17 protein-coding genes are annotated in these 19,648 nt (G+C 71.9%); 11 read left to right on the plus strand and 6 right to left on the minus strand.

What is annotated here, in order from left to right; translation table 11 throughout:
• Window positions 1-2: 2 nt before the first annotated feature.
• The 3 genes from ACIQWG_RS10005 to ACIQWG_RS10015 form a co-directional block, all read right to left on the minus strand.
• A complete protein-coding gene (locus ACIQWG_RS10005; RefSeq protein ID WP_404092692.1) occupies window positions 3-1,235 on the minus strand; it encodes a PP2C family protein-serine/threonine phosphatase in 1,233 nt (410 codons plus the stop codon).
• 104 nt (window positions 1,236-1,339) lie between these two features.
• Entirely contained in the window at window positions 1,340-2,212 is an 873-nt protein-coding gene (locus tag ACIQWG_RS10010) for a RimK family alpha-L-glutamate ligase (protein ID WP_404092694.1), read from the minus strand.
• Window positions 2,213-2,282: 70 nt separating this feature from the next.
• Window positions 2,283-2,993, minus strand: coding sequence for a FadR/GntR family transcriptional regulator (locus ACIQWG_RS10015; RefSeq protein WP_404092696.1), 711 nt, complete (start codon window positions 2,991-2,993; stop codon window positions 2,283-2,285).
• Between the two features lie 244 nt (window positions 2,994-3,237).
• Between ACIQWG_RS10015 and ACIQWG_RS10020 the strand changes: the two genes are divergently transcribed.
• The 4 genes from ACIQWG_RS10020 (at window position 3,238) to ACIQWG_RS10035 (ending at window position 9,021) form a co-directional block, all read left to right on the plus strand.
• Window positions 3,238-4,605: an SLC13 family permease gene (locus ACIQWG_RS10020; protein WP_404092698.1), complete on the plus strand. Its 1,368-nt coding sequence runs from the start codon at window positions 3,238-3,240 to the stop codon at window positions 4,603-4,605.
• A gap of 106 nt (window positions 4,606-4,711) precedes the next feature.
• Window positions 4,712-6,154, plus strand: a complete 1,443-nt coding sequence (locus tag ACIQWG_RS10025) for an acyl-CoA synthetase (protein ID WP_404092701.1) — start codon at window positions 4,712-4,714, stop codon at window positions 6,152-6,154.
• A complete protein-coding gene (locus ACIQWG_RS10030) occupies window positions 6,151-7,638 on the plus strand; it encodes a carboxyl transferase domain-containing protein (protein ID WP_404092703.1) in 1,488 nt (495 codons plus the stop codon). The genes ACIQWG_RS10025 and ACIQWG_RS10030 overlap by 4 nt, the downstream gene beginning before the upstream one ends.
• 348 nt (window positions 7,639-7,986) lie before the next feature.
• Window positions 7,987-9,021, plus strand: coding sequence for a rod shape-determining protein (locus ACIQWG_RS10035; protein ID WP_404092705.1), 1,035 nt, complete (start codon window positions 7,987-7,989; stop codon window positions 9,019-9,021).
• A gap of 302 nt (window positions 9,022-9,323) precedes the next feature.
• On the opposite strand, the gene ACIQWG_RS10040 is transcribed toward ACIQWG_RS10035, so the two are convergent.
• Window positions 9,324-10,211 (minus strand): DUF6424 family protein, encoded by an 888-nt coding sequence (locus ACIQWG_RS10040; RefSeq protein WP_404092707.1) that lies wholly within the window; start codon window positions 10,209-10,211, stop codon window positions 9,324-9,326.
• A 146-nt stretch (window positions 10,212-10,357) separates the two neighbouring features.
• On the opposite strand from ACIQWG_RS10040, the gene ACIQWG_RS10045 reads away from it, so the two are divergent.
• Window positions 10,358-10,654 (plus strand): DUF1876 domain-containing protein, encoded by a 297-nt coding sequence (locus tag ACIQWG_RS10045; RefSeq protein WP_404092710.1) that lies wholly within the window; start codon window positions 10,358-10,360, stop codon window positions 10,652-10,654.
• A gap of 50 nt (window positions 10,655-10,704) precedes the next feature.
• On the opposite strand, the gene ACIQWG_RS10050 is transcribed toward ACIQWG_RS10045, so the two are convergent.
• On the minus strand, window positions 10,705-11,385 hold the full coding sequence (locus ACIQWG_RS10050; protein WP_404092713.1) for a response regulator: 681 nt from the start codon (window positions 11,383-11,385) through the stop codon (window positions 10,705-10,707).
• Complete coding sequence (locus ACIQWG_RS10055) at window positions 11,382-13,055, minus strand: ATP-binding protein (protein ID WP_404092716.1); 1,674 nt, start codon at window positions 13,053-13,055, stop codon at window positions 11,382-11,384. Before ACIQWG_RS10055 ends, ACIQWG_RS10050 begins: the two co-directional genes overlap by 4 nt.
• A 97-nt stretch (window positions 13,056-13,152) precedes the next feature.
• Between ACIQWG_RS10055 and ACIQWG_RS10060 the strand changes: the two genes are divergently transcribed.
• The 6 genes from ACIQWG_RS10060 to ACIQWG_RS10085 all read left to right on the plus strand — a co-directional run bounded on the left by ACIQWG_RS10060 (window position 13,153) and on the right by ACIQWG_RS10085 (window position 19,648).
• Window positions 13,153-14,160, plus strand: a complete 1,008-nt coding sequence (locus tag ACIQWG_RS10060; RefSeq protein WP_404092719.1) for a Bug family tripartite tricarboxylate transporter substrate binding protein — start codon at window positions 13,153-13,155, stop codon at window positions 14,158-14,160.
• Window positions 14,157-14,684 carry a tripartite tricarboxylate transporter TctB family protein gene (locus tag ACIQWG_RS10065; RefSeq protein WP_404092721.1) on the plus strand — a complete coding sequence of 176 codons (528 nt, stop codon included), beginning with the start codon at window positions 14,157-14,159 and terminating at the stop codon, window positions 14,682-14,684. The genes ACIQWG_RS10060 and ACIQWG_RS10065 overlap by 4 nt, the downstream gene beginning before the upstream one ends.
• A gap of 10 nt (window positions 14,685-14,694) precedes the next feature.
• Window positions 14,695-16,197: a tripartite tricarboxylate transporter permease gene (locus ACIQWG_RS10070; protein WP_404092724.1), complete on the plus strand. Its 1,503-nt coding sequence runs from the start codon at window positions 14,695-14,697 to the stop codon at window positions 16,195-16,197.
• A 23-nt stretch (window positions 16,198-16,220) separates the two neighbouring features.
• Complete coding sequence (locus ACIQWG_RS10075; RefSeq protein WP_404092726.1) at window positions 16,221-16,616, plus strand: universal stress protein; 396 nt, start codon at window positions 16,221-16,223, stop codon at window positions 16,614-16,616.
• Between the two features lie 2 nt (window positions 16,617-16,618).
• The gene (locus ACIQWG_RS10080; protein WP_404092729.1) at window positions 16,619-17,743 is read left to right on the plus strand and encodes a DUF475 domain-containing protein; all 1,125 of its coding nucleotides are present in this window, start codon (window positions 16,619-16,621) and stop codon (window positions 17,741-17,743) included.
• Window positions 17,744-17,896: 153 nt separating this feature from the next.
• On the plus strand, window positions 17,897-19,648 hold the full coding sequence (locus ACIQWG_RS10085) for a VanW family protein (RefSeq protein ID WP_404092731.1): 1,752 nt from the start codon (window positions 17,897-17,899) through the stop codon (window positions 19,646-19,648).

A 19,648-nucleotide genomic window follows, 5' to 3' on the forward strand; every position in this document is an offset into this window, starting at 1 on the left:
TCCTAGGGCCTGTCGTTTGGATCAGGCCGGCTGAGAGGAACTGAGGAGTGCGACGGCGCCGGGCCGCGGCCGAACCAGTCGAGGCAGACAACCAGGGCGTCGTCGTCGGGGTCCGCTTCGCGGTACGCCCTCAACTCCTCCAGCATCGCCCGGGGGACCGCGGCGGCCGGCAAGAAACTCACGGCTTGGATGGCTCGGGCGAGGGCCCGCTCCCCGTAGGCTTCCCCCGCTCCGGAGAGGGCACCATAGACGCCGTCGCTGACGAAGATCAGCCGGTCGCCGGGCAGAACTTGGAATTCCTGCGCCTCGTAGAGGCTCTCGTCGAACATCCCCAGCGGCTGCTGCGCCTCGAAATCGACGCGCTCCACCACTTTGTTGCGCTGACGCCAGAGCTGAGGTGATCCGGCGTCCACCACCTGTACGCGTCCTGTGGCGAGTTCGAAGAACAGCAGCAGGGTCGAAACGTATTGGGCGCCCTGGTACTGGGCGTAGATGGCCTGATCGGCGAGCGCGGCCTGATCGGCGATGCCGATTCCGGCTCTGCGGGCATTCCGGAGGGCGTTGACCGTCAGGTTCGTGAGCAGCGAGGCGTGGATTCCCTCGCCCATTCCGTTCGTGATGGTGAGGGTGAGGCTGTCGGCGGTGGTGGACCAGTCGAAGTTGTCGCCGTGGATGTCGTAGGCGGGCTCCAACTGCCCCCCGACAGCGTATTCCCGGCGCGCACAGGACCGGGCGGGCAGCAGTTGCCACTGCATCTCCGCCGCCAGGGTGAGCCGCCGGCGGCGGCGCGCCTGGAGGTAGAGATCGGTGTCACGCTCGGCCACCAGGATTTCGTGCCCCAGCAGCTCGGCGAGTCCCGTCATCCCGTCGACAGCCTCTGGAGTGCATCTGTGCTCGGGAAGGCGCACGGTCAGGATTCCCAGCCTGTCGCCGCGAACGGTCACCGGCAGATGCAGGTTCACCGTCGCCTCATGAGCGATGTACTTGCCGTAGGGCTCCTGGCTGACGAAGGCACGGCCCTCCGGACTGGTGCGTACGTCCAAGGGCTGGGCGGTATAGGGAAGGGCGGTCACCGGCTGGAGGACCGTGGAACTGTAGTCCGCCAGGAGCAGTTCGACCTCGGTGGCTCCGAAATGCTCCATCAGCGCGTCACGCAGCGTGCCGAGGATTTCATGAGGAGCGCCCGCACGCACAGCGCGCTCAACGGCCTCGAATTGTGTCACGGTGAGAGCCATTCGCCGGAAGCGGTCAGGGAACGAGGAATTTCCACCACCGGAAATCGTATCTCCGCGCCGCATCGACCGTGTGAATTCATGAACAACGCTTCAGGTGAATACGCCTAGGCCCCGGCCGCCGTCAGGATCGCCGCCACGACGTCCGGCACCGATCCGGGGTGCAGGGACAGGAACAGGTTCGGCTCGACCAGCTCCAGTTCCATGACGCGCGGCTGCCCGTCGTCCCCGTCGGCCAGGTCCACGCGCGCGTACAGCAGCTCCCCGGCTTCGGGTACGGCGGCCAGGGCGCGTTCGGCGACGGCCAGTTCGGCCGGGGTCGGGGTCCAGGGCTCCAGGCCGGGGTGGGCGACCTTGCGCTGGTCGTAGGGGGTGCCGGCGGTGAGGACGGCGCCCTTGCGGCTGGCGTGCAGCAGACGGCCGCCGTAGAACTGGAGCGCCCGTTCGCCGCTCGCGTCGATGTTCCGGAGGTAGGGCTGCACCATCGCCGTGAGCCCCTCCGCGTGCATCCGCGCGAGCTGCCGTACGGCCGTGTCGTGCTCGTCGGGCGAGTACCGGGCGGCGAAGCGCGCGCCCGCGCCGGAGGTGGGCTTGACGACGTACTCGTGGTCCTGGGGGAGGTCGGTGTCGTCACCGGGGGCCAGGTACCGGGTGGGCACGACGGGCACCCCGGCCTCGGCGAGCTCGCCCAGGTAACGCTTGTCGGCGTTCCAGCGCACCACCCCCGCCGGGTTGGCGAGCCGGGTGGCCTTGCCGCAGCGCTCCACCCACGCCAGGAACTCGGCGGCGCGCCAGCTGTAGTCCCAGGTGGACCGGATCACGGCGAGGTCGTGGCCACCCCAGTCGACCGTTTCGTCGTCCCAGTACACGGCGTCGGCGTCGGCCCCGGCCGCCCGCAGCTCCCGCACCAGCACGGGCAGATCGCGGTCCTCACCGATCCCGGGGCCGGGGCGGCAGGTGACGAGGGCTATGCGGGGCACGGCTAGTTCCTCCGGTGTGGGGCGGTGTGCGGTCGGCAGGCTGACGGGTCGGGGGTGCGGCCGGGGCGCCCTACCGCTCCTCGTCCTCCGGCTCCCAGTCCAGCAACCGCACCTTCGCCACCGTACGGACATGCCGGCGCATGGCGGCCGCGGCCTGGGCGGGGCGAGCGGCGGCGATGGCGTCGAGGATGGCCTGGTGCTGGGCGAGGGAGCGGGCGGGGCGGCGGGGCTGGCGCAGGGACTCGGTGCGGCTCTCGGCGATCTGGTCGGCGATGGAGCGCATGAACTCGGCAAGGATGCTGCTGTGCGCGGCGGCGGTGACGGCGGCGTGGAAGAGACGGTCGCCCTCCACCCCGTGGCCGTCGTCCTGGATCTCCCGTGCCATGTGCGCGAGGGCCGAGCGCATCGCCGCGAGGTCGTCCTCCGTGCGGCGCTCGGCGGCGAGTTCGGCGAGCTTGGTCTCCAGGGCCTCGCGGGCCTCCAGCACGTCCGGAAGCCGTCGGCGGCGGTCCACCATCCGCTCCACCGGCTCCACGTCGAGGCTGTCCCGGACGAGATACATGCCGCCGCCGTGCCGCACCTCCACCAGGCCCTGCACCTCCAGGACCACGATCGCCTGCTTCACCGAGGCCCGGCTCACGCCCAGCCGCTGGGCCAGATCGCGCTCGGTCGGCAGGCGGTCCCCGGCGCCCAGGCCGCCCTCGGCGACATAGCTGCGCAGCCGGTCGAGCACCTGCTCGTAAAGGCGCCGCTTGGTCATGGGGCGCAGGGCGTCGGTCACGGGGTCCCCCTTCTCGTCGGGAGCGTAACACCGGACGGACGGACGGTCGGGGGAGTCGAGTGGGTAAGTGGCTGAGCCAATTCGGTGGCCAAGTGGCTGAGCCAATTCGTGCGCAACCCCTTGACGTCCACGCGCCGCGCGCCCACGCTGTCCAGCCATCGGCCGAATTGGCTCAGCCACTTGGCCAATCCCGGCGAAGCCGGTGTACCCGCAACCGCTCCGGGGCCCAAAGACGGGAGCCCGTATGTCCCCCGAACTCATCTCGATCCTCGTCCTCGCCGTGGTGTTCGTCATCGCGACGACCCGCTCGATCAACATGGGCGCGCTGGCCTTCGCCGCCGCCTTCGGGGTCGGCACGCTCGTCGCCGACCTCGACGCGGACGGCATCTTCGCCGGATTCCCCGGTGATCTGTTCGTCGTCCTCGTCGGCGTCACCTACCTCTTCGCCATCGCCCGTTCCAACGGCACCACCGACTGGCTGGTGCACGCCGCCATCCGCCTCGTACGGGGCCGGGTGGCGCTCATCCCCTGGGTGATGTTCGCCCTGACCGGCGCACTCACCGCGATCGGCGCCGTGAGCCCCGCCGCCGTGGCGATCGTGGCGCCGGTCGCGCTGAGCTTCGCCGCCCGCTACGGGATCAGCCCGTTGCTGATGGGCGCGATGGTCGTGCACGGCGCCCAGGCCGGCGGGTTCTCGCCGATCAGCATCTACGGGTCGATCGTCAACGGCATCGTCGAGCGCGAGAAGCTCCCGGGCAACGAGGTCACGCTCTTCCTCGCCTCGCTGTTCGCCAACCTGGTCATCGCGGCGGTGGTCTTCGTCGTGTGCGGGGGGCTCGGGCTGTGGAGGCAGGGCGCGGAGAGCGCCCTGAAGGGTGGCGGGGACCTGCGCGACCAGCCGCAACGAAGCGGCACGGGGACTACGGCAGACCTCGGCGCCGGCCCGTCCCCCTCCCCCACGACCACCGCGACCGCCACCCGCGAAACGGCTCCCGCCCCCACTACGCCCCTCCCCCTCACCCCACCCCGCGTCGCGACCCTCCTCTCCCTGGTCGCGCTCGTCGTCGCCGTCCTCGTCCTCGACCTGGACGCGGGCCTGACCGCGATCACCCTCGCCGTCGTCCTCAGCGCCGTCTGGCCGGACGACAGCCGCAAGGCGGTCGGCGAGATCGCCTGGCCGACGGTGCTGCTGATCTGCGGGGTGCTGACCTACGTCGGCGTCCTGGACGAGATGGGCACCATCACCTGGGCCGGCGAGGGCGTCAGCGGCATCGGCGTACCGCTGCTGGCCGCCGTACTGCTCTGCTACATCGGCGCGATCGTCTCCGCGTTCGCCTCGTCCGTCGGCATCATGGGCGCGCTCATCCCGCTCGCGGTGCCGTTCCTGGCACAGGGCGAGATCGGGGCGGTCGGCATGGTGGCGGCGCTCGCGGTGTCGGCGACGGTCGTGGACGTGAGTCCCTTCTCGACGAACGGCGCGCTGGTGCTGGCCGCGGCACCGGACGTGGACCGTGAGCGTTTCTTCCGGCAGCTGATGGTGTACGGAGGGATCGTGGTGGCCGTGGTGCCCGCGGTGGTGTGGCTGGTGATGGTGGTGCCGGGCTGGGGGTAGGCCGGCGGACGACCGCGCTCGGTATCCGTTGTATCCGTAGTTTCCGTTGTAACCGTTGCCTCCGTTCCCACCGTCGCTTCCGTCGAACAGCTAAGGAGTACGGCCCGTGTCCTCTCTCTTCCCGGCCCTGACGGCCGGTCCGGCGGGGCGGGTCGCCCTGCGCTTCGGTGACCGCGCCCTGACCTACCCGGAACTCGCCGCCGCGACCGGTGCCCTCGCGGCCCGGATCGCGGACCGGGGCCGGGTGGCCGTGTGGGCGACGCCGACGCTGGAGACGGCGGTCGCGGTGGTGGCGGCGCTGGAGGCCGGGATCGCCGCCGTCCCGCTCAACCCGAAGTCGGGCGAGAAGGAGCTGGGGCACATCCTGTCGGACAGCGCGCCGAGTCTCGTACTGGCCGCGCCCGGCGATGAACTCCCGCTCCCGCTCCACGACTTGGAGCGGGTGGACGTCGACGTGCGGGCGACCGGCCCCCGTCCCCAGGAGCGGGCCACCGAGGAGGACCCCGCCCTGGTCGTCTACACCTCGGGCACCACCGGCCCGCCCAAGGGTGCCGTGATCCCCCGCCGGGCGGTCGCCCACACGCTGGACGCGCTCGCCGACGCCTGGCAGTGGACCGGCGAGGACGTCCTGGTCCACGGTCTGCCCCTGTTCCATGTGCACGGGCTGGTCCTCGGCATCCTGGGCCCGCTGCGCCGCGGCGGATCGGTACGGCATCTCGGCCGGTTCAGCACGCAGGGCGTCGCCCGGGAGCTGGACGACGGGGCGACCATGATGTTCGGCGTGCCGACGATGTACCACCGCATCGCCCAGGCCCTCCCCGAGGAGCCGGGGCTGGCGCAGGCGCTCGGCAAGGCCCGGCTGCTCGTCTCGGGCTCGGCGGCGCTTCCCGTGCACGACCACGAGCGGATCGGAGCCGCGACCGGTCAGCGGGTGATCGAGCGGTACGGCATGACGGAGACGCTGATGAACACCAGCGTCCGGGCCGACGGTGAGGCCAGGGCCGGCACCGTCGGCGTGCCGCTGCCGGGGGTGGAACTGCGGCTGGTGGAGGAGGACGGCACGCCGATCGCGTCGTACGACGGGGAGACGGTGGGCGAGATCCAGGTGCGCGGCCGGAACCTGTTCACCGAGTATCTGAACCGCCCCGACGCGACGACCGAGGCCTTCACCGGCGACGGCTGGTTCCGCACCGGCGACATGGCGGTGCGCGAGCCCGACGGGTACGTCCGTATCGTCGGCCGCAAGGCCACCGACCTGATCAAGAGCGGGGGTTACAAGATCGGAGCGGGCGAGATCGAGAACGCGCTCCTCGAACACCCGGGGGTACGGGAGGCGGCGGTGACCGGGGAGCCGGACGCCGACCTGGGTGAGCGGATCGTGGCGTGGATCGTCCCGTCGGACCCCCAGGCACCGCCCACCACCGAGGAGTTGGCGGACCATGTCGCCGCCCGGCTCGCGCCGCACAAGCGGCCCCGCAAGGTCCACTACCTGGGCGGCCTCCCCCGCAACGACATGGGGAAGATCATGAAGCGGGCCCTGACCGCATGACGGAGCGACTCGCGGCACGGCAGGTCGTCGCCCTGCTGACCGACCCCGGCAGCTTCACCGAACTCCCCCGCCCGGAGCGGGAGTACGGGCCCGACGGCCCCCTCGCCTGGCAGGGCTACGACGCCCTGCGCGCCCGCGCCGTGCGGCGCACCGGCGAGGAGGAGTCGGTGGTCTGCGGCACCGGCACGATCGAGGGCACCCGCGCGGTGCTGATCGCCTTCGAGTTCGGCTTCCTCGGCGGCTCGCTGGGCGAACGCACCGGCGACCGGCTGGAGGCGGCGTACACCTACGCCCGCGCGCGCCGCCTCCCGGTGGTCCCGCTGGTGGCGACGGGCGGCAGCCGGATGCAGGAGGGCATGCTCGCCCTCACCCAGCTCCAGCGGGTGGCCCGGCAGTCGACCCTGACCAGGGCGGCCGGGCTGCCGCAGATCGCGGTGCTGCGCGACCCCACCACCGGCGGCGGCTGGGCCACCCTCGGCGCGGGCGCCGATGTGATCCTCGCCCTCCCGGGCGCCCAGGTGGGTTTCGCCGGCTCCCGGGTCCGCCCACCCGAAGCGGACCCGGCGGCGTACACGGCCGAGGCGCAGCTGGCGGCGGGTGCGGTGGACGCCGTGGTGCGGCCGGGGGAGGTACGGCGGACCCTGGGGCTGTGGCTGCGGCTGCTGGCGGGGGCGACGGGCGGGGGCGGCCCGAGGGCCTGGACCTCGGCCGTGACACCACGGCTGCCGGCGAGGCCGAGGGCCGGAGCGGGCCCGGCGCCGGGGACGGAGGGGGCCGGTGAGACCAGCCCCGATCCACGGACAGTGCCGAGCCCAGCGCTCCCGGCCCATCCGGCACCCCCACCACCGCCCGCCCTGGGCGACCCGGACCTTCCCGGCACCGGCTGGGAAGCGGTCCGGCGTGCCCGCTCGACGGACCGCCCCCGCGCGCAGGCGTATCTGTCGGCCTACTTCTCCCACCGCGCCACGATCAGCGGTGACCGCTGCGGCGGCGCCGACCCCGAGGGCATGCTGTGCGGCTTCGGCGAGCACGAGGGCCGTACGGTCGCCTACGCCGCGCAGACCGGGACCGCGACCCGCCCCGCCGGCTACCGCACCGCCGCCCGCCTGATCCGCCTCGCGGACCGGCTGGGGATCCCGGTGCTGACGCTGGTGGACACGCCGGGCGCGGCCAATGACGCGGAGGCGGAGCGGCAGGGGGTGGGCGCCGCCGTCGCGGACCTGTTCGGCGCGGTGGCCGCGGCGCGCGTCCCGATCACGACTCTGCTGATCGGCGAGGGCGGCTCCGGCGGCGCGCTGGCGCTGGCGGCGCCGGGCAACACCTGGGCCACGCCCGACAGTTACTTCTCGGTGATCGCGCCGGAGCTGGCGGCGGCGATCCTGAAGCGGGGGCCGGAGGAGGTGGAGGCGACGGCGGACCAGCTCCGGATCAGGCCGCAGGACCTGGTGGAGCTGGGGTTGGTCCGGGGAGTCGTGGAGGGGTAGGGGGTGGCCGCGGCCCGGAATCCAGGGCAAGGCACCTCACCGTCCGGCCCAGGACCGGCTGAGGGGCCGCGTCGCCCCCCCCCCCCCAAGTCGATACCGCCCGCACCCCTACCCGACACCGCCCACTCCCCCCGACCACGACACGCCGCCTGACACTCCATCAGAAACAGAAACCCCCATTCAGCCGCACCCCACCCGGCCCCCTCCAGCAGGCGCCCCCCTCCCGGCCGCCCGCACGATGCGAGGGAGGCCGCACACACGCGCCGGCCCCGCACACGATCCACAACTCCAAGCGAGGCCCGCCACCCACCCGGCGGACCCATGGTCTGCGTTTCCGGGAGGACCCCCATGACCGCCACTCTGGAGCAGCTGCGCCGCTGCCACTTCGCCGTCGACCTGGGGGCGGCCAGGACCCGCGTCTACGTGAAGGGCGCCGGACTCGTCGTCGACCAGCCCTCCGTCGCCGCCGTCAACACCCGGACGGGCGCCCTGATCGCGGTCGGCGAGTTCGCGGAGAAGATGACCGGCCGCACCCCGGACTACATCCGCGTCGTACGGCCCGTCTCCGGCGGCACCGTCGTCGACATCGAGATGGCGCAGCGCATGCTGCGGCACCTGCTCGGGGACAAGATGCGCCGCGCCCTGCGCCGCAAGCCGTTCCTGCGCGCCGCGGCCTGCACCCCGCACGACGCCGATCCGCTGGCTCAGCGCGCGGCGATCGAGACCCTGGTCGGCCTCGGCGCACGGCGCGTGGAACTGGTCGACACCCTCATCGCCGCCGCCGTGGGCTGCGGACTGCCCGTGGAGCAGCCCGAGGCCAGCATGATCATGGTGTGCGGGGCCGCCGCGACCGAGGTCGCCGTGCTGTCCCTCGGCAACATCGTCACCGCCGAACGGGTCCGCGTCGGCGGCGAGGCCGTGGACCACGCGATCGTGCAGCACCTGCGGCACGAGCACGAGCTGATGCTGCCCAGTCAGAGCGTACGGCCGCTCCAGCTCGCCCTGTCCGGCAACGGGCTCACCCCCCACGGGCCGACCTCCACCGAGATCCACGGCCGCGACGTCTGCACCGGCCTCGCGCGCAGCGTCCAGGTCGACACCGCGGCCGTCCGGGACGCCATCCAGACCCCGCTGACCGCCGTGCTCGACAGCATCGGCAAGGTGCTGCGCGACTGCCCGCCCGACCTGGTCGCCGATCTCGCCGACCGGGGCATCATGATGGTCGGCGGCAGCGCCCTGCTCCCCGGCTTCGACGAGATGCTGCGCCAGGCCACCAGCATGCCGGTGCACATCGCCGAGCGGCCGGACGTCTGCGCGGTCCAGGGCCTCGGCACCATGCTGGAGGGCAAGATCGAGCCGCTGGAGCTGGACCCGGCGACCTGAGGGCTTCCGGCCGCCCGGCGGGTGGGCCCGGTGTCGTCAGTACGGCAGGATCCGCCCCGACGGGGTGCGCCGGTCGATCTCGCCCCTGGTGTCGCGGGGAGCGGCGGGCCGGCGGGTGACACGCACACGGACGTGGCTCTGGGTGTTCATGACGCCCTCCTCCTTCGATGGCTCGGTCCGTTGCGACCAGCCTTCTCTCCGCAACCTTTCGGCACATCGTGCCCACGGAGGCTCTTGTCATGCCTCCGCGGCAGGAGCGGATGAGCGCGGGGGTACTTCCCCGGGAGGAGGGCGGCCCCGAGTCAGCTCGGGGTACCGCGCCGTGCGCCGTTCGGCGATCCGCGCCCCCGGGTGCGCCGCGGGCCGGAGGCGCTCTTCGCGCCGCGCGGGATCTGCTGTTCGAACGCCGCGAGCGCGATCGGGCTGTCCGGCGGCACGACGGCCATCATGCGGCGCCGCTGCGCCTCCGCCAGGGCGTCCCCGGCCGGCGTGCCGTGCCGGGCGTGGACGATGCGGACGTGGCCGTCGCCGGAGCCGCGCCGGCCGACGGGGGTGACGCCGGCGTTGGTGCCGTCGGGGAGGGTCACCCAGAGCTCGAAGTCGTCGTACCGGAAGAAGTCCGCTGCCTTGATCGGCCAGGGGTAGTGGTGCTCGCCGGCCGCCTTGGGCAGCACTCCCGAGTGGTCGGGGCTGCTGAGCGGGACACAGGAGTTGAAAAGGGAGTCGGTCCAGGCCTCGACGCCGTCGGCGTCCGTGATCGGCGTGTCCAGGAGGTCGCGGGCCCGTTTGTAGCCCAGCTCGTCCAGCGCCGGCAGGGTGAGCGGGAAGGCCTCGATCAGCTCGGCGGCCTCCCGCCGCAGCCGGTCGACCTTCGCGGGGTCGGCGCAGAACTGCGCGCTCCACTCGATGCCGACCCGGGCCCGGTACATCCGCCAGCCGTCCGCCGCCTTCACCCACAGGCTGCCGCCGTGGTGCATCTCCCAGGGGCCGGGCCCGTACGGCGGATCGGCCTCCTCGGCCTCCAGCTCGGCGAGGATCGACTTCGCGGTCTTCTTCGCGGCGCGGAAGTGCGAGGAGGTCGAGCGCTCCGGGTGCTTGACGACCCGTATCTCCCAAGGGTGGTTCTCCTTGCGGGACTTGCCCAGCTCGAACTTCCTGCGGCCCGCCGGCCGTGTCAGGACTTCGGTCATGTCCGGCCTCCTTCCGGTCCTCCTTCCATCGTCCGGCGCGGATCCGGCGCCGTCGACTCGCGCTGGACCCGCCCGGGGAACAGGCGCACGCTCGTCAGTAGGGCACCCGACCCCCCACGGAAGTGATCTCGACGGAAGTGATCTCGATGGACGACAAGCAGTGGACCGTCCGGATCCACATCACCGAGGACGGCGACGACACCCGGGCCGAGGCCGTGCTGACCACCCAGGACACGGCCGAGGACATGATCGCCGTCACCGGCCGCGGGGAGGCCCACCGCAACCCGGTCGACCGGCCCGTACCGGAGATCGGCGACGAACTCGCGGCCGGCCGTGCCCTGGAGGACCTGGCCGTCAGGCTGCACGACATGGCGTCCGACGACATCGTGCAGCTGGCCGGCCCGGTCGACCCGGGAGGCAGCATGGCGTGGGAGCGGCCCTGACCGACCGGCCCAGGGCCCCCGCGACGGCGACCTGATCCGAACGACCGGCCCTAGCCGTCCGCCCAGCTGTACCGCCGCTCAGGCCGGCCCGCCTGTCCGTACCGCAGGGTCACCTCCGCCCGGCCCGTGACGCTGAAGTGCTCCAGGTAGCGGCGGGCGCTCACCCGGGACACCCCGAGCCGGGCCGCGCACTCGGCCGCGGAGAGGCTGCCGTCGGCCGCCCGCAGCTCCCGCTCGATCAGCTCGGCGGTCTCCACGCTCATGCCCTTGGGCAGCGTCACGGGCGCCTGGGCCGGCGCCGCGCCCCGGGCCAGCGCCCGGTCGACGTCGGACTGGCCGCTGACCACGGCGGCGTACAGGTTGCCGCGCCGGGCCGCGTACTGCTCCAGGCGCGCCCTGAGATCCTCCGCGTCGAAGGGCTTCAGCAGATAGTCGACGACGCCCTGCCGTACGGCGCCCCGGACCGCCTCGGACTCGCGTGCGGCGCTGATCACCATGACGTCGCAGTCGTGCCCGGCGGTGCGCAGCCGGGGGATGATCTCCAGGCCGAACATGTCGGGCAGATAGAGGTCGAGCAGCACCAGGTCCGGTTGCAGCTCGGCCACCGCGGTCAGTGCCCGCTCCCCGCAGTCCGCCGTGCCGGTCACCCGGAACCCGTCGACGTCGTTGACGAAGCCACGGTGGATCCGCGCCACCATGAAGTCGTCCTCCACGATCAGCACATCGATCATCGGACCGCCTCCGTAGCTCGGTCGGCCGGTCGGCCGACGGACATCCGGGCGGTGAACATGGCGCCCGCCGGTGTGTTGGCCACCGACACCTCACCACCGCGGCGCTTGCACACCAGCCGGGTCAGCGCCAGGCCGATCCCCCGGTCGCCGCCCTGCGCGGCCTTGGTGGTGAATCCGTGCGTGAACACCTCCTGCGCCAGCTCCGGTGCCACGCCCGGCCCGGAGTCCCGTACGACGATCTCCACGCTGGAGGCGTCCTGGCGCAGCTCCACCTCCACCCACGCCTCGTCCCCGGAGGCTCTGGAACCGCTCGCGGCCGCGTCGACCGCGTTGTCCACGAGGTTGCCGAGCACGGTCGCCACATCCGCGGAGTCCGTCGGCTCCAGGCGGTCCAGGGCGGTGCGCTCGGAGATCCTCAGCCGTACCTTGCGTTCCGCGGCCAGCGCCGACTTGGCCATGAGCAGCGCGGCGACGGCCCGGTCCCGGACCCGGCTGGTGAGGTGCAGATCGAGCGACTCGCGGTGTCTGCGCAGGGCGCGCACGTACCGTACGACCTCGTCGTGTTCGCCGATCTGGATGAGCCCGGAGATGGTGTGCAGCTGGTTGGAGAACTCGTGGGCCTGGGCGCGCAACAGCTCGGCGGTGCTGCGGAAGGATCCCAACTCGCGCTCCAACTGGGCGAGTTCGGTACGGTCGCGCAGGGTCGTGACCGAGCCGAGCCGGCGCCCGTCCTTGGTGACGTCCATCCGGTTCATCACCAGGACACGCCCCCGGCGTACGACGACCTCGTCGCGCCGGCCGGCCTCCTCCTCGGGGCTCCCGGCCAGCACGTCGTACAGCCGCCCCTCGATCCCGAGGTCGGTGAGGCTCGTGCCGACGCAGTTCTCGGGGAGGTCGAGGAGTCTGCGGCCGACGGCGTTCACCAAGGTCAGGCGCTGGTGCGGGTCGAGGGCCACGACCCCCTCGGCGATCCCGAAGAGCATCGCCTCCCGGTGCTCCGCGAGCCCGGCGATCTCGCGCGGCTCCATGCCGAAGGTCTGCCGTTTGATCCGCCGGGCGAGGAGCCAGGAGCCGGCCACGCCGAGAACGCTGGCGACGCCCAGGTAGACCAGCAGGTACGAGGAGGCGCCGACCAGCCGCTGCCAGACCGACGGGGAGGCCCGCCCGATCATCACGGTGCCCAGGTGGTCGCCCGCGTTGTCCAACTCCGCCCCGAGCACCGGCGCCTGCGCGACGAGTTGGGTGACGCCGCCCACGGGCAGTTCCCCGGACCAGCCGACGGCCCCGGCGGCCCGCGGTCCGTCGGCCGGCATCCGTGTTCCGACCAGCGTCGGGTCGGTGGCGGCGACGATCTCGCCGTCGGTGTCGGCGACCATCGCGGAGGTGACGCCGGACCGGGTCAGGGTGGACTGGAGCAGGGGCGCGAGCATCTCGGCCGGGGCGGGCCGCACCAACTGGGTGCGCACCAGGGGGTTGCCCGCCGTCTCCTCGGCGAGCGCGGTCACCCGGCGCCCCTCGACCCGGTCGAAGGTCGCCTGTGACTGCGCCAGCGACACCGCGGCCACGGCGGCGAGCACGATCACGACAATGGCGAGCTGCCATACCAGCAGCTCGCCCGCGAGCGTCTGACGCCGCTGTCTTCGGGACGGCGACCGTGCCGTTATGACCACTATGAACTCAACCTTCAATGGTCACACAACCGAGACGGGGTGTCTCAGGAACCGCACAATCATGGCGCCGGATCGGGCCGAGCGAAAGAGATGAGCCATGAGAAGTCGACGAGCCGCACTTGTCGGAGCTCTTGCCGCCGTTTCGATGGTCGCGGTCAGCGCCTGTGGCGCCACCGCCGACCAGGAGGAGGACGGCTCGGGAGGCTCCGGCAAGCCCGTGAGCGGGCTGCGCCTGATGGTCCCCAACACCCCGGGCAGCGGTTACGACCTCACCGCCCGCACCGTCTCCCAGGTCATGCAGGACACCGAGGTCGCCTCCGGTGTCCAGGTGTTCAACCTGCCCGGCGCCAGCGGCACCGTGGGCCTCCAGCGCCTGGTGAACGAGAAGGGCAACGGCAAGATGGCCATGCAGATGGGCCTGGGTGTGGTCGGGGCGTCGTACACCTCCAAGTCCAAGGCGACGCTGACCGACACCACGCCGATCGCCAAGCTGATCGAGGAGGCCGGCGCGATCGTGGTGCCGAAGGACTCCCCGTACAAGACGATGGACGACCTCGTCACGGCGTGGAAGAAGGACCCCAAGAAGCTCGCGGTGGGCGGCGGTTCGTCGCCGGGCGGCCCCGACCATCTGCTGCCGATGCAGCTGGCGAAGGCCGTCGGCATCAAGCCGAAGGACGTCAACTACGTCTCCTACGACGGCGGCGGCGAGCTGCTCCCGGCCATCCTCGGCAACAAACTCGCCTTCGGGGCCAGCGGTTTCGGTGAGTTCCTCGACCAGATCGAGGCCGGTCAGGTGCGGGTGCTGGCGGTGACCAGCGAGAAGCCGATCGACGCGCTCAAGGACGCCCCCACCCTCAAGGACTCCGGTATCGACCTGGTCTTCACCAACTGGCGCGGCATCGTGGCCCCTCCGGGCATCACCGACGAGCAGAAGCAGACCTGGGTCGACTCGCTGACCACGATGCACGACTCCGAGGAGTGGAAGGCGCAGCTGGAGAAGAACGGCTGGGTCGACGCCTTCGCCGCCGGAGACGAGTTCGGCAGCTATCTCACCGAGCAGGACAAGGCGGTCGCCGACCTGCTGGCAGAGCTCGGGCTGGCATGAGCTCCCAGGTGGAGGACCTGACCGAGCGGGAGTCGCGGGAGGGCGGGGACCGCGCGCAGTACGGCGTGTGCGCGTTCCTCGCCCTGCTGGGCGCCGCCGTGATCGTGGACGCGCTGGGCATCGAGCACATCACCAGCGGCACCGACCCGGTCGGCCCCCGCGCGGTCCCGCTGATCCTGGGCGCGCTGCTGGTGCTGCTCGCGGTGCTGTACGCCGTCGACGTGGCCCGGGGCGGCCGCGGGGTGCCGGAGGCCGGCGAGGACGTCGATCTGTCGGACGGCACCGACTGGCGCACGGTGGCCCTGCTGGCCGCGGTGTTCGTGGCGAACGCGCTGCTCATCGAGCGGCTCGGCTGGGTGATCAGCGGCGGCCTGCTGTTCTGGGGCACGGCGTTCGCGCTCGGCAACCGCCACTACGTCCGCAATCTGCTGATCGCGGCGACGCTCTCCCTGAGCACCTTCTACGCCTTCGCGATCGGCCTCGGCGTCAATCTCCCCGCCGGTGTCCTGCAAGGAATCCTGTGAGGCCCGCGCCATGGACAACCTGAACCACCTCATGCAGGGCTTCGCGGACGTGCTGGACCCGCTGAACCTGCTGCTCGCCCTGGTCGGCGTGGTCATCGGCACCGCGGTGGGCGTCCTGCCGGGCATCGGCCCGGCGATGACGGTGGCCCTGCTGCTGCCGGTCACCTACGGCATGGAGCCGGTGCAGGCGTTCATCATGTTCGCCGGCATCTTCTACGGCGGCATGTACGGCGGCTCGACGACGTCGATCCTGCTCAACACCCCCGGCGAGTCCTCGTCCGTGGTCACCGCCATCGAGGGCAACAAGATGGCCAAGGCGGGCCGCGCCGCCCAGGCCCTGGCCACGGCCGCGATCGGCTCCTTCGTGGCGGGCACCATCGGCACCCTGCTGCTGGTCCTGATCACCCCGTTCGTGGTGGACTTCGCGGTCAGCCTGGGCGCCCCCGACTACTTCGCGCTGATGCTGCTGTCGTTCATCGCCGTGACGTCGGTCCTGGGCTCCTCGCGCATCCGCGGCTTCATATCCCTGCTCCTCGGCCTGACGATCGGCCTGGTCGGCATCGACACGGTCTCCGGTCAGCAGCGACTGACCCTGGGCATCCCGCAGTTGGCCGACGGGATCGACGTCGTCGTGGTCGCGGTCGGCATCTTCGCGGTCGGCGAGGCGCTGTGGGTGGCCGCGCATCTGCGCCGCCGGCCCGCCGAGGTGGTCCCGGTGGGCCGCCCGTGGATGGGCCGGCAGGACTGGAAGCGGTCCTGGAAGCCCTGGCTGCGCGGGACGGCGTACGGCTTCCCGTTCGGCGCGCTGCCGGCCGGGGGCGCGGAGATCCCGACCTTCCTGTCGTACGCCACGGAGAAACGGCTGACCAAGCACCCCGAGGAGTTCGGCAAGGGCGCGATCGAGGGGGTGGCGGGTCCGGAGGCCGCGAACAACGCGTCGGCGGCCGGCACCCTGGTCCCGATGCTGGCGATCGGCCTGCCGACGAACGCCACGGCCGCGGTGATGCTGGCGGCCTTCCAGTCGTACGGCATCCAGCCGGGGCCGCTGCTGTTCGAGCGGGAGTCGAGCCTGGTGTGGGTCCTGATCGCCAGCCTGTTCGTGGGGAACCTGCTGCTCCTGCTGCTGAACCTGCCGCTGGCGCCGGCGTGGGCGAAGCTGCTCCGGATCCCGCGGCCCTACCTCTACGCGGGCATCCTGTTCTTCGCCTCGATGGGCGCCTACGCCGTCAACGCCCAGCCCCTGGACCTGTTCATCCTGCTCACCCTGGGCCTGCTGGGCTTCGCGATGCGACGCTTCGGGCTGCCGGTGCTGCCGCTGATCGTCGGCGTGATCCTGGGCCCGCGCGCGGAGCTCCAGGGCCGGCGCTCCCTCCAGCTGTCCGGCGGCGAGCTGTCGGGGCTGCTGGGCGGGCCGGTGTCGTACACGGTCTACACGGTGATCGCCCTGGTCCTGGTGTGGCCGCTGATCCGCAGGTTCGTCGTGAGTCCGCTGCGCGCGCGAAGCGCCGCCTGAGACGTTCTGAAAGGGAGATCGAGATGACCATCCTGGTCGGCTACGTCCCCACCCCGGAGGGGGAGGCGGCCCTGCGCGCGGCGATCGACGAGGCCCGCCGGCGCGAGGAGAAACTGCTCGTGGTGAACGCCTCGCGGGGCGACGCGCTGGCGGACCCGCGCTTCGCTCAGGAACCGGACCTGACGCATGTCCGCGAGGACCTCGCGGCACTCGGCGTCGACTTCGACGTCCGTCAGGTCCTCGGCGCCCGCGACGCCGCCGAGGAGATCATCGACCTGGCGGAGACCAAGAACGTCTCCCTGGTGGTGATCGGTCTCCGGCGGCGCAGCGCGGTCGGCAAGCTGATCATGGGTTCGGCGGCCCAGCAGATCCTGCTGGGCGTGGGCTGCCCGGTCCTCGCCGTGAAGGCGGAGGGCTGACGATGCTGCTGAGGACCTTCGGCCCATCGCTGGGAGTCACGGCGCTCGGCCTCGCCTTCGCCGCGTGGCAGTGGGGCTGGGAGGCGTTCGGGATCGTGCTGATCCTGACGGTCCTGGAGATATCCCTGTCCTTCGACAACGCGGTCGTCAACGCCGGGATCCTCAAGCGGATGAACGCCTTCTGGCAGCGCGTCTTCCTGACCGTCGGCATCCTGATCGCCGTCTTCGGCATGCGGCTGGTGTTCCCGGTGGTGATCGTCGCGATCAGCGCCGAGGTCGGCCCCGTCGAGGCGGTGCGGCTCGCCCTGGACGAGCCGGAGCGCTACGAGAACCTGGTCACCGACGCCCATCCGGCCATCGCGGCCTTCGGCGGCATGTTCCTGCTGATGATCTTCCTCGACTTCATCCTGGAGGACCGCGACATCAAGTGGCTGACCTGGCTGGAGCGCCCGCTCGCGCGGCTCGGCAGGATCGACATGCTCTCGGTCTGCCTGGCGCTCGTCGCCCTCCTGGCCACGGCACTGGCCTTCGCCGGCCACGCCCACGTCAGCACGGGCCACGCCGACACTACGACCACCGTGCTGCTGTCCGGCGTGGCCGGTCTGATCACGTATCTCGTGGTCGGCGGCCTCTCCGGCTACTTCGAGGACCGGATCGAGGCGGAGGAGGAACACGAGCACGAGGAGGCGGAGAGGGCCAGGGCCGAGGGCCGGCCGGTCGCGGCCCTGGCGGGGAAGGCCGCGTTCTTCCTGTTCCTGTACCTGGAGGTGCTGGACGCGTCCTTCTCCTTCGACGGTGTGATCGGTGCCTTCGCCGTGACCAACCACATCTTCTGGATGGCGCTGGGCCTCGGCATCGGCGCGCTGTACGTCCGCTCGCTCACCGTCCACCTGGTCCGCCAGGGCACCCTCGACGACTACGTCTACCTGGAGCACGGCGCCCACTACGCCATCGGCGCCCTCGCCGCGATCCTGCTGATCACCATCCGGCACCAGATCAGCGAGCTCGTCACCGGCCTGATCGGTGTCGCCCTGATCACCGCGTCCTTCCTCGCCTCGGTCCGCCGCAACAGGGCGCTGGAGGCGCGCGAGCGGCACAGGAAGGCGGAGGTGACGTCAGGGGCGTGAGAGGCGGAACGGGACACGACGTGTGAACCGGGACATACGTGGTCCACGACATAGATGCTTTGGCCTGATTATGGCTAGCTTGGTGTGCTTGCCTCGCGCACAGCGTCGCGTCACCCACGCGTCGTCCCCGTCGATCGTCCGCCCGGGAGACCCATGCGCCTCCGCGCCCCCTCCGCCCCGACCAACGCCGCAGCACGCCGTATCGCCTCGCTTCCGCCGCTCGCCCTGGCCGGCGGCGCCCTCACCGTGGGCGTCGGCGGCCTGTATCTCGCCGGGCTGCTGCTCGCGGGCGGGGACATAGAGGCCGGTACGACCGTGCGCGGCGTGGACATCGGCGGTCTGAGCCGCACGGAGGCCGTCCGGAAGCTGGAGGACCGGCTGGGCCCGGCCGCCGCGCGTGACCTGCCGGTGACGGTCGGTGACCGCAAGGGCAGGATCGATCCGGGTCAGGTCGGCATCACCTTCGACTACGAGCAGACCGTGGACCGGGCGTCCCGCACCGACTCGGCCGACCCCTTCACCGTGATCGGCGGTCTCTTCAGCTCGGGCGGCTCGGTCGAGCCCGTCGTGGACGTCGACGAGGACAAGGCCCGCACCGCCCTGCGGAAGGTGGCGAAGTCCGTCGACCAGAAGGTCCGCGAGGGCGCCGTCACCTTCGAGGACGGACAGGTGCGGCCGACCGCCCCGCTGAACGGCCGGGCCCTCGACACCGAGGCCGCGGTCGACCCCCTGCGCACCGCCTTCCTGCGCGGCGACGCGGACTCCGTCACCGCCCTGCCCACCCGTGAGACCAGGCCCGAGGTCACCGAGCGGGAGATGCGGCGGGCGGTGCGCGAGTTCGCGGAACCGGCCATGTCGGCGCCGGTCACGCTCACCGCCGCGGATCTGCGCTTCACAATCGAGCCGTCCGTCCTGGGCGAGCACCTGACGATGCGCCCCGACGGCGCCGGCCGCCTCACCCCCCGGCTGGACGCCGAGGGCCTGCGCGCCGACCCCGCTGTCACCCGGTCCCTGTCCGCCCTGCCCGCCCGGGCCCACGACGCCGAGCTGCGGCTCGTCGGCAACCGGGTCGGGGTGGCCCAGGACGGCCGGGCCGGCCATGTCGTCACCGACAAGGCGCTCGGCAAGGCCGTACTGCCGCTGCTCACCGAGCGGGGCGCCGGGCGCAGCGGCGAGGTCGCCACGCTCGTGGCCGAGCCGCGGGTGACCCGCGAGAACATCCAGCGACTGGGGCTGAAGGAGCAGATGTCCTCCTTCACCGTGAACTTCGAACCGGCTCCCTACCGCACGCGGAACATCGGCCGCGCGGTGGAACTGATCAACGGCTCCCTGGTCATGCCGAACAAGACCTGGAGCTTCAACCGGACCGTCGGCGAGCGCACCGAGGCCAACGGCTTCGTCGACGGCGTCATGATCCTCAACGACGAGTTCACGAAGGCACCCGGCGGCGGGGTCTCCGCCGTCGCCACCACCATCTTCAACGCGATGTTCTTCGCCGGCGTCAAGCCCGTGGAGTACGGCGCCCACTCCTTCTACATCGAGCGTTACCCGGAGGGCCGCGAGGCGACGGTCGCGTGGGGCAGCCTGGACCTGCGGTTCAGGAACGACTCCGGCAACGCCATGTACATCCAGGCCCAGTCCACCGCCTCGTCGGTCACCATCACCTTCCTGGGCACCCGGAAGTACGACGACATCGGCGCGATCAAGGGCCCGCGCACGCACGTGAAGCAGCCCGAGCGGAAGGTCAGCGCCGACCAGCGATGCGTCCCGCAGACCCCGCTGGAGGGCTTCGACGTCACCGTGCAGCGGGTGTTCGTCCGCGACGGCGAGGTGGTGCGACGGGAGCCGTTCCGCACGCACTACAAGCCGCGCGACGAGATCGTCTGCGAGCCGCAGTCGCCGTAG

It is taken from the genome of Streptomyces sp. NPDC098781, assembly GCF_044759995.1.
In the GTDB taxonomy this organism is placed as follows: Bacteria; Actinomycetota; Actinomycetes; order Streptomycetales; family Streptomycetaceae; genus Streptomyces.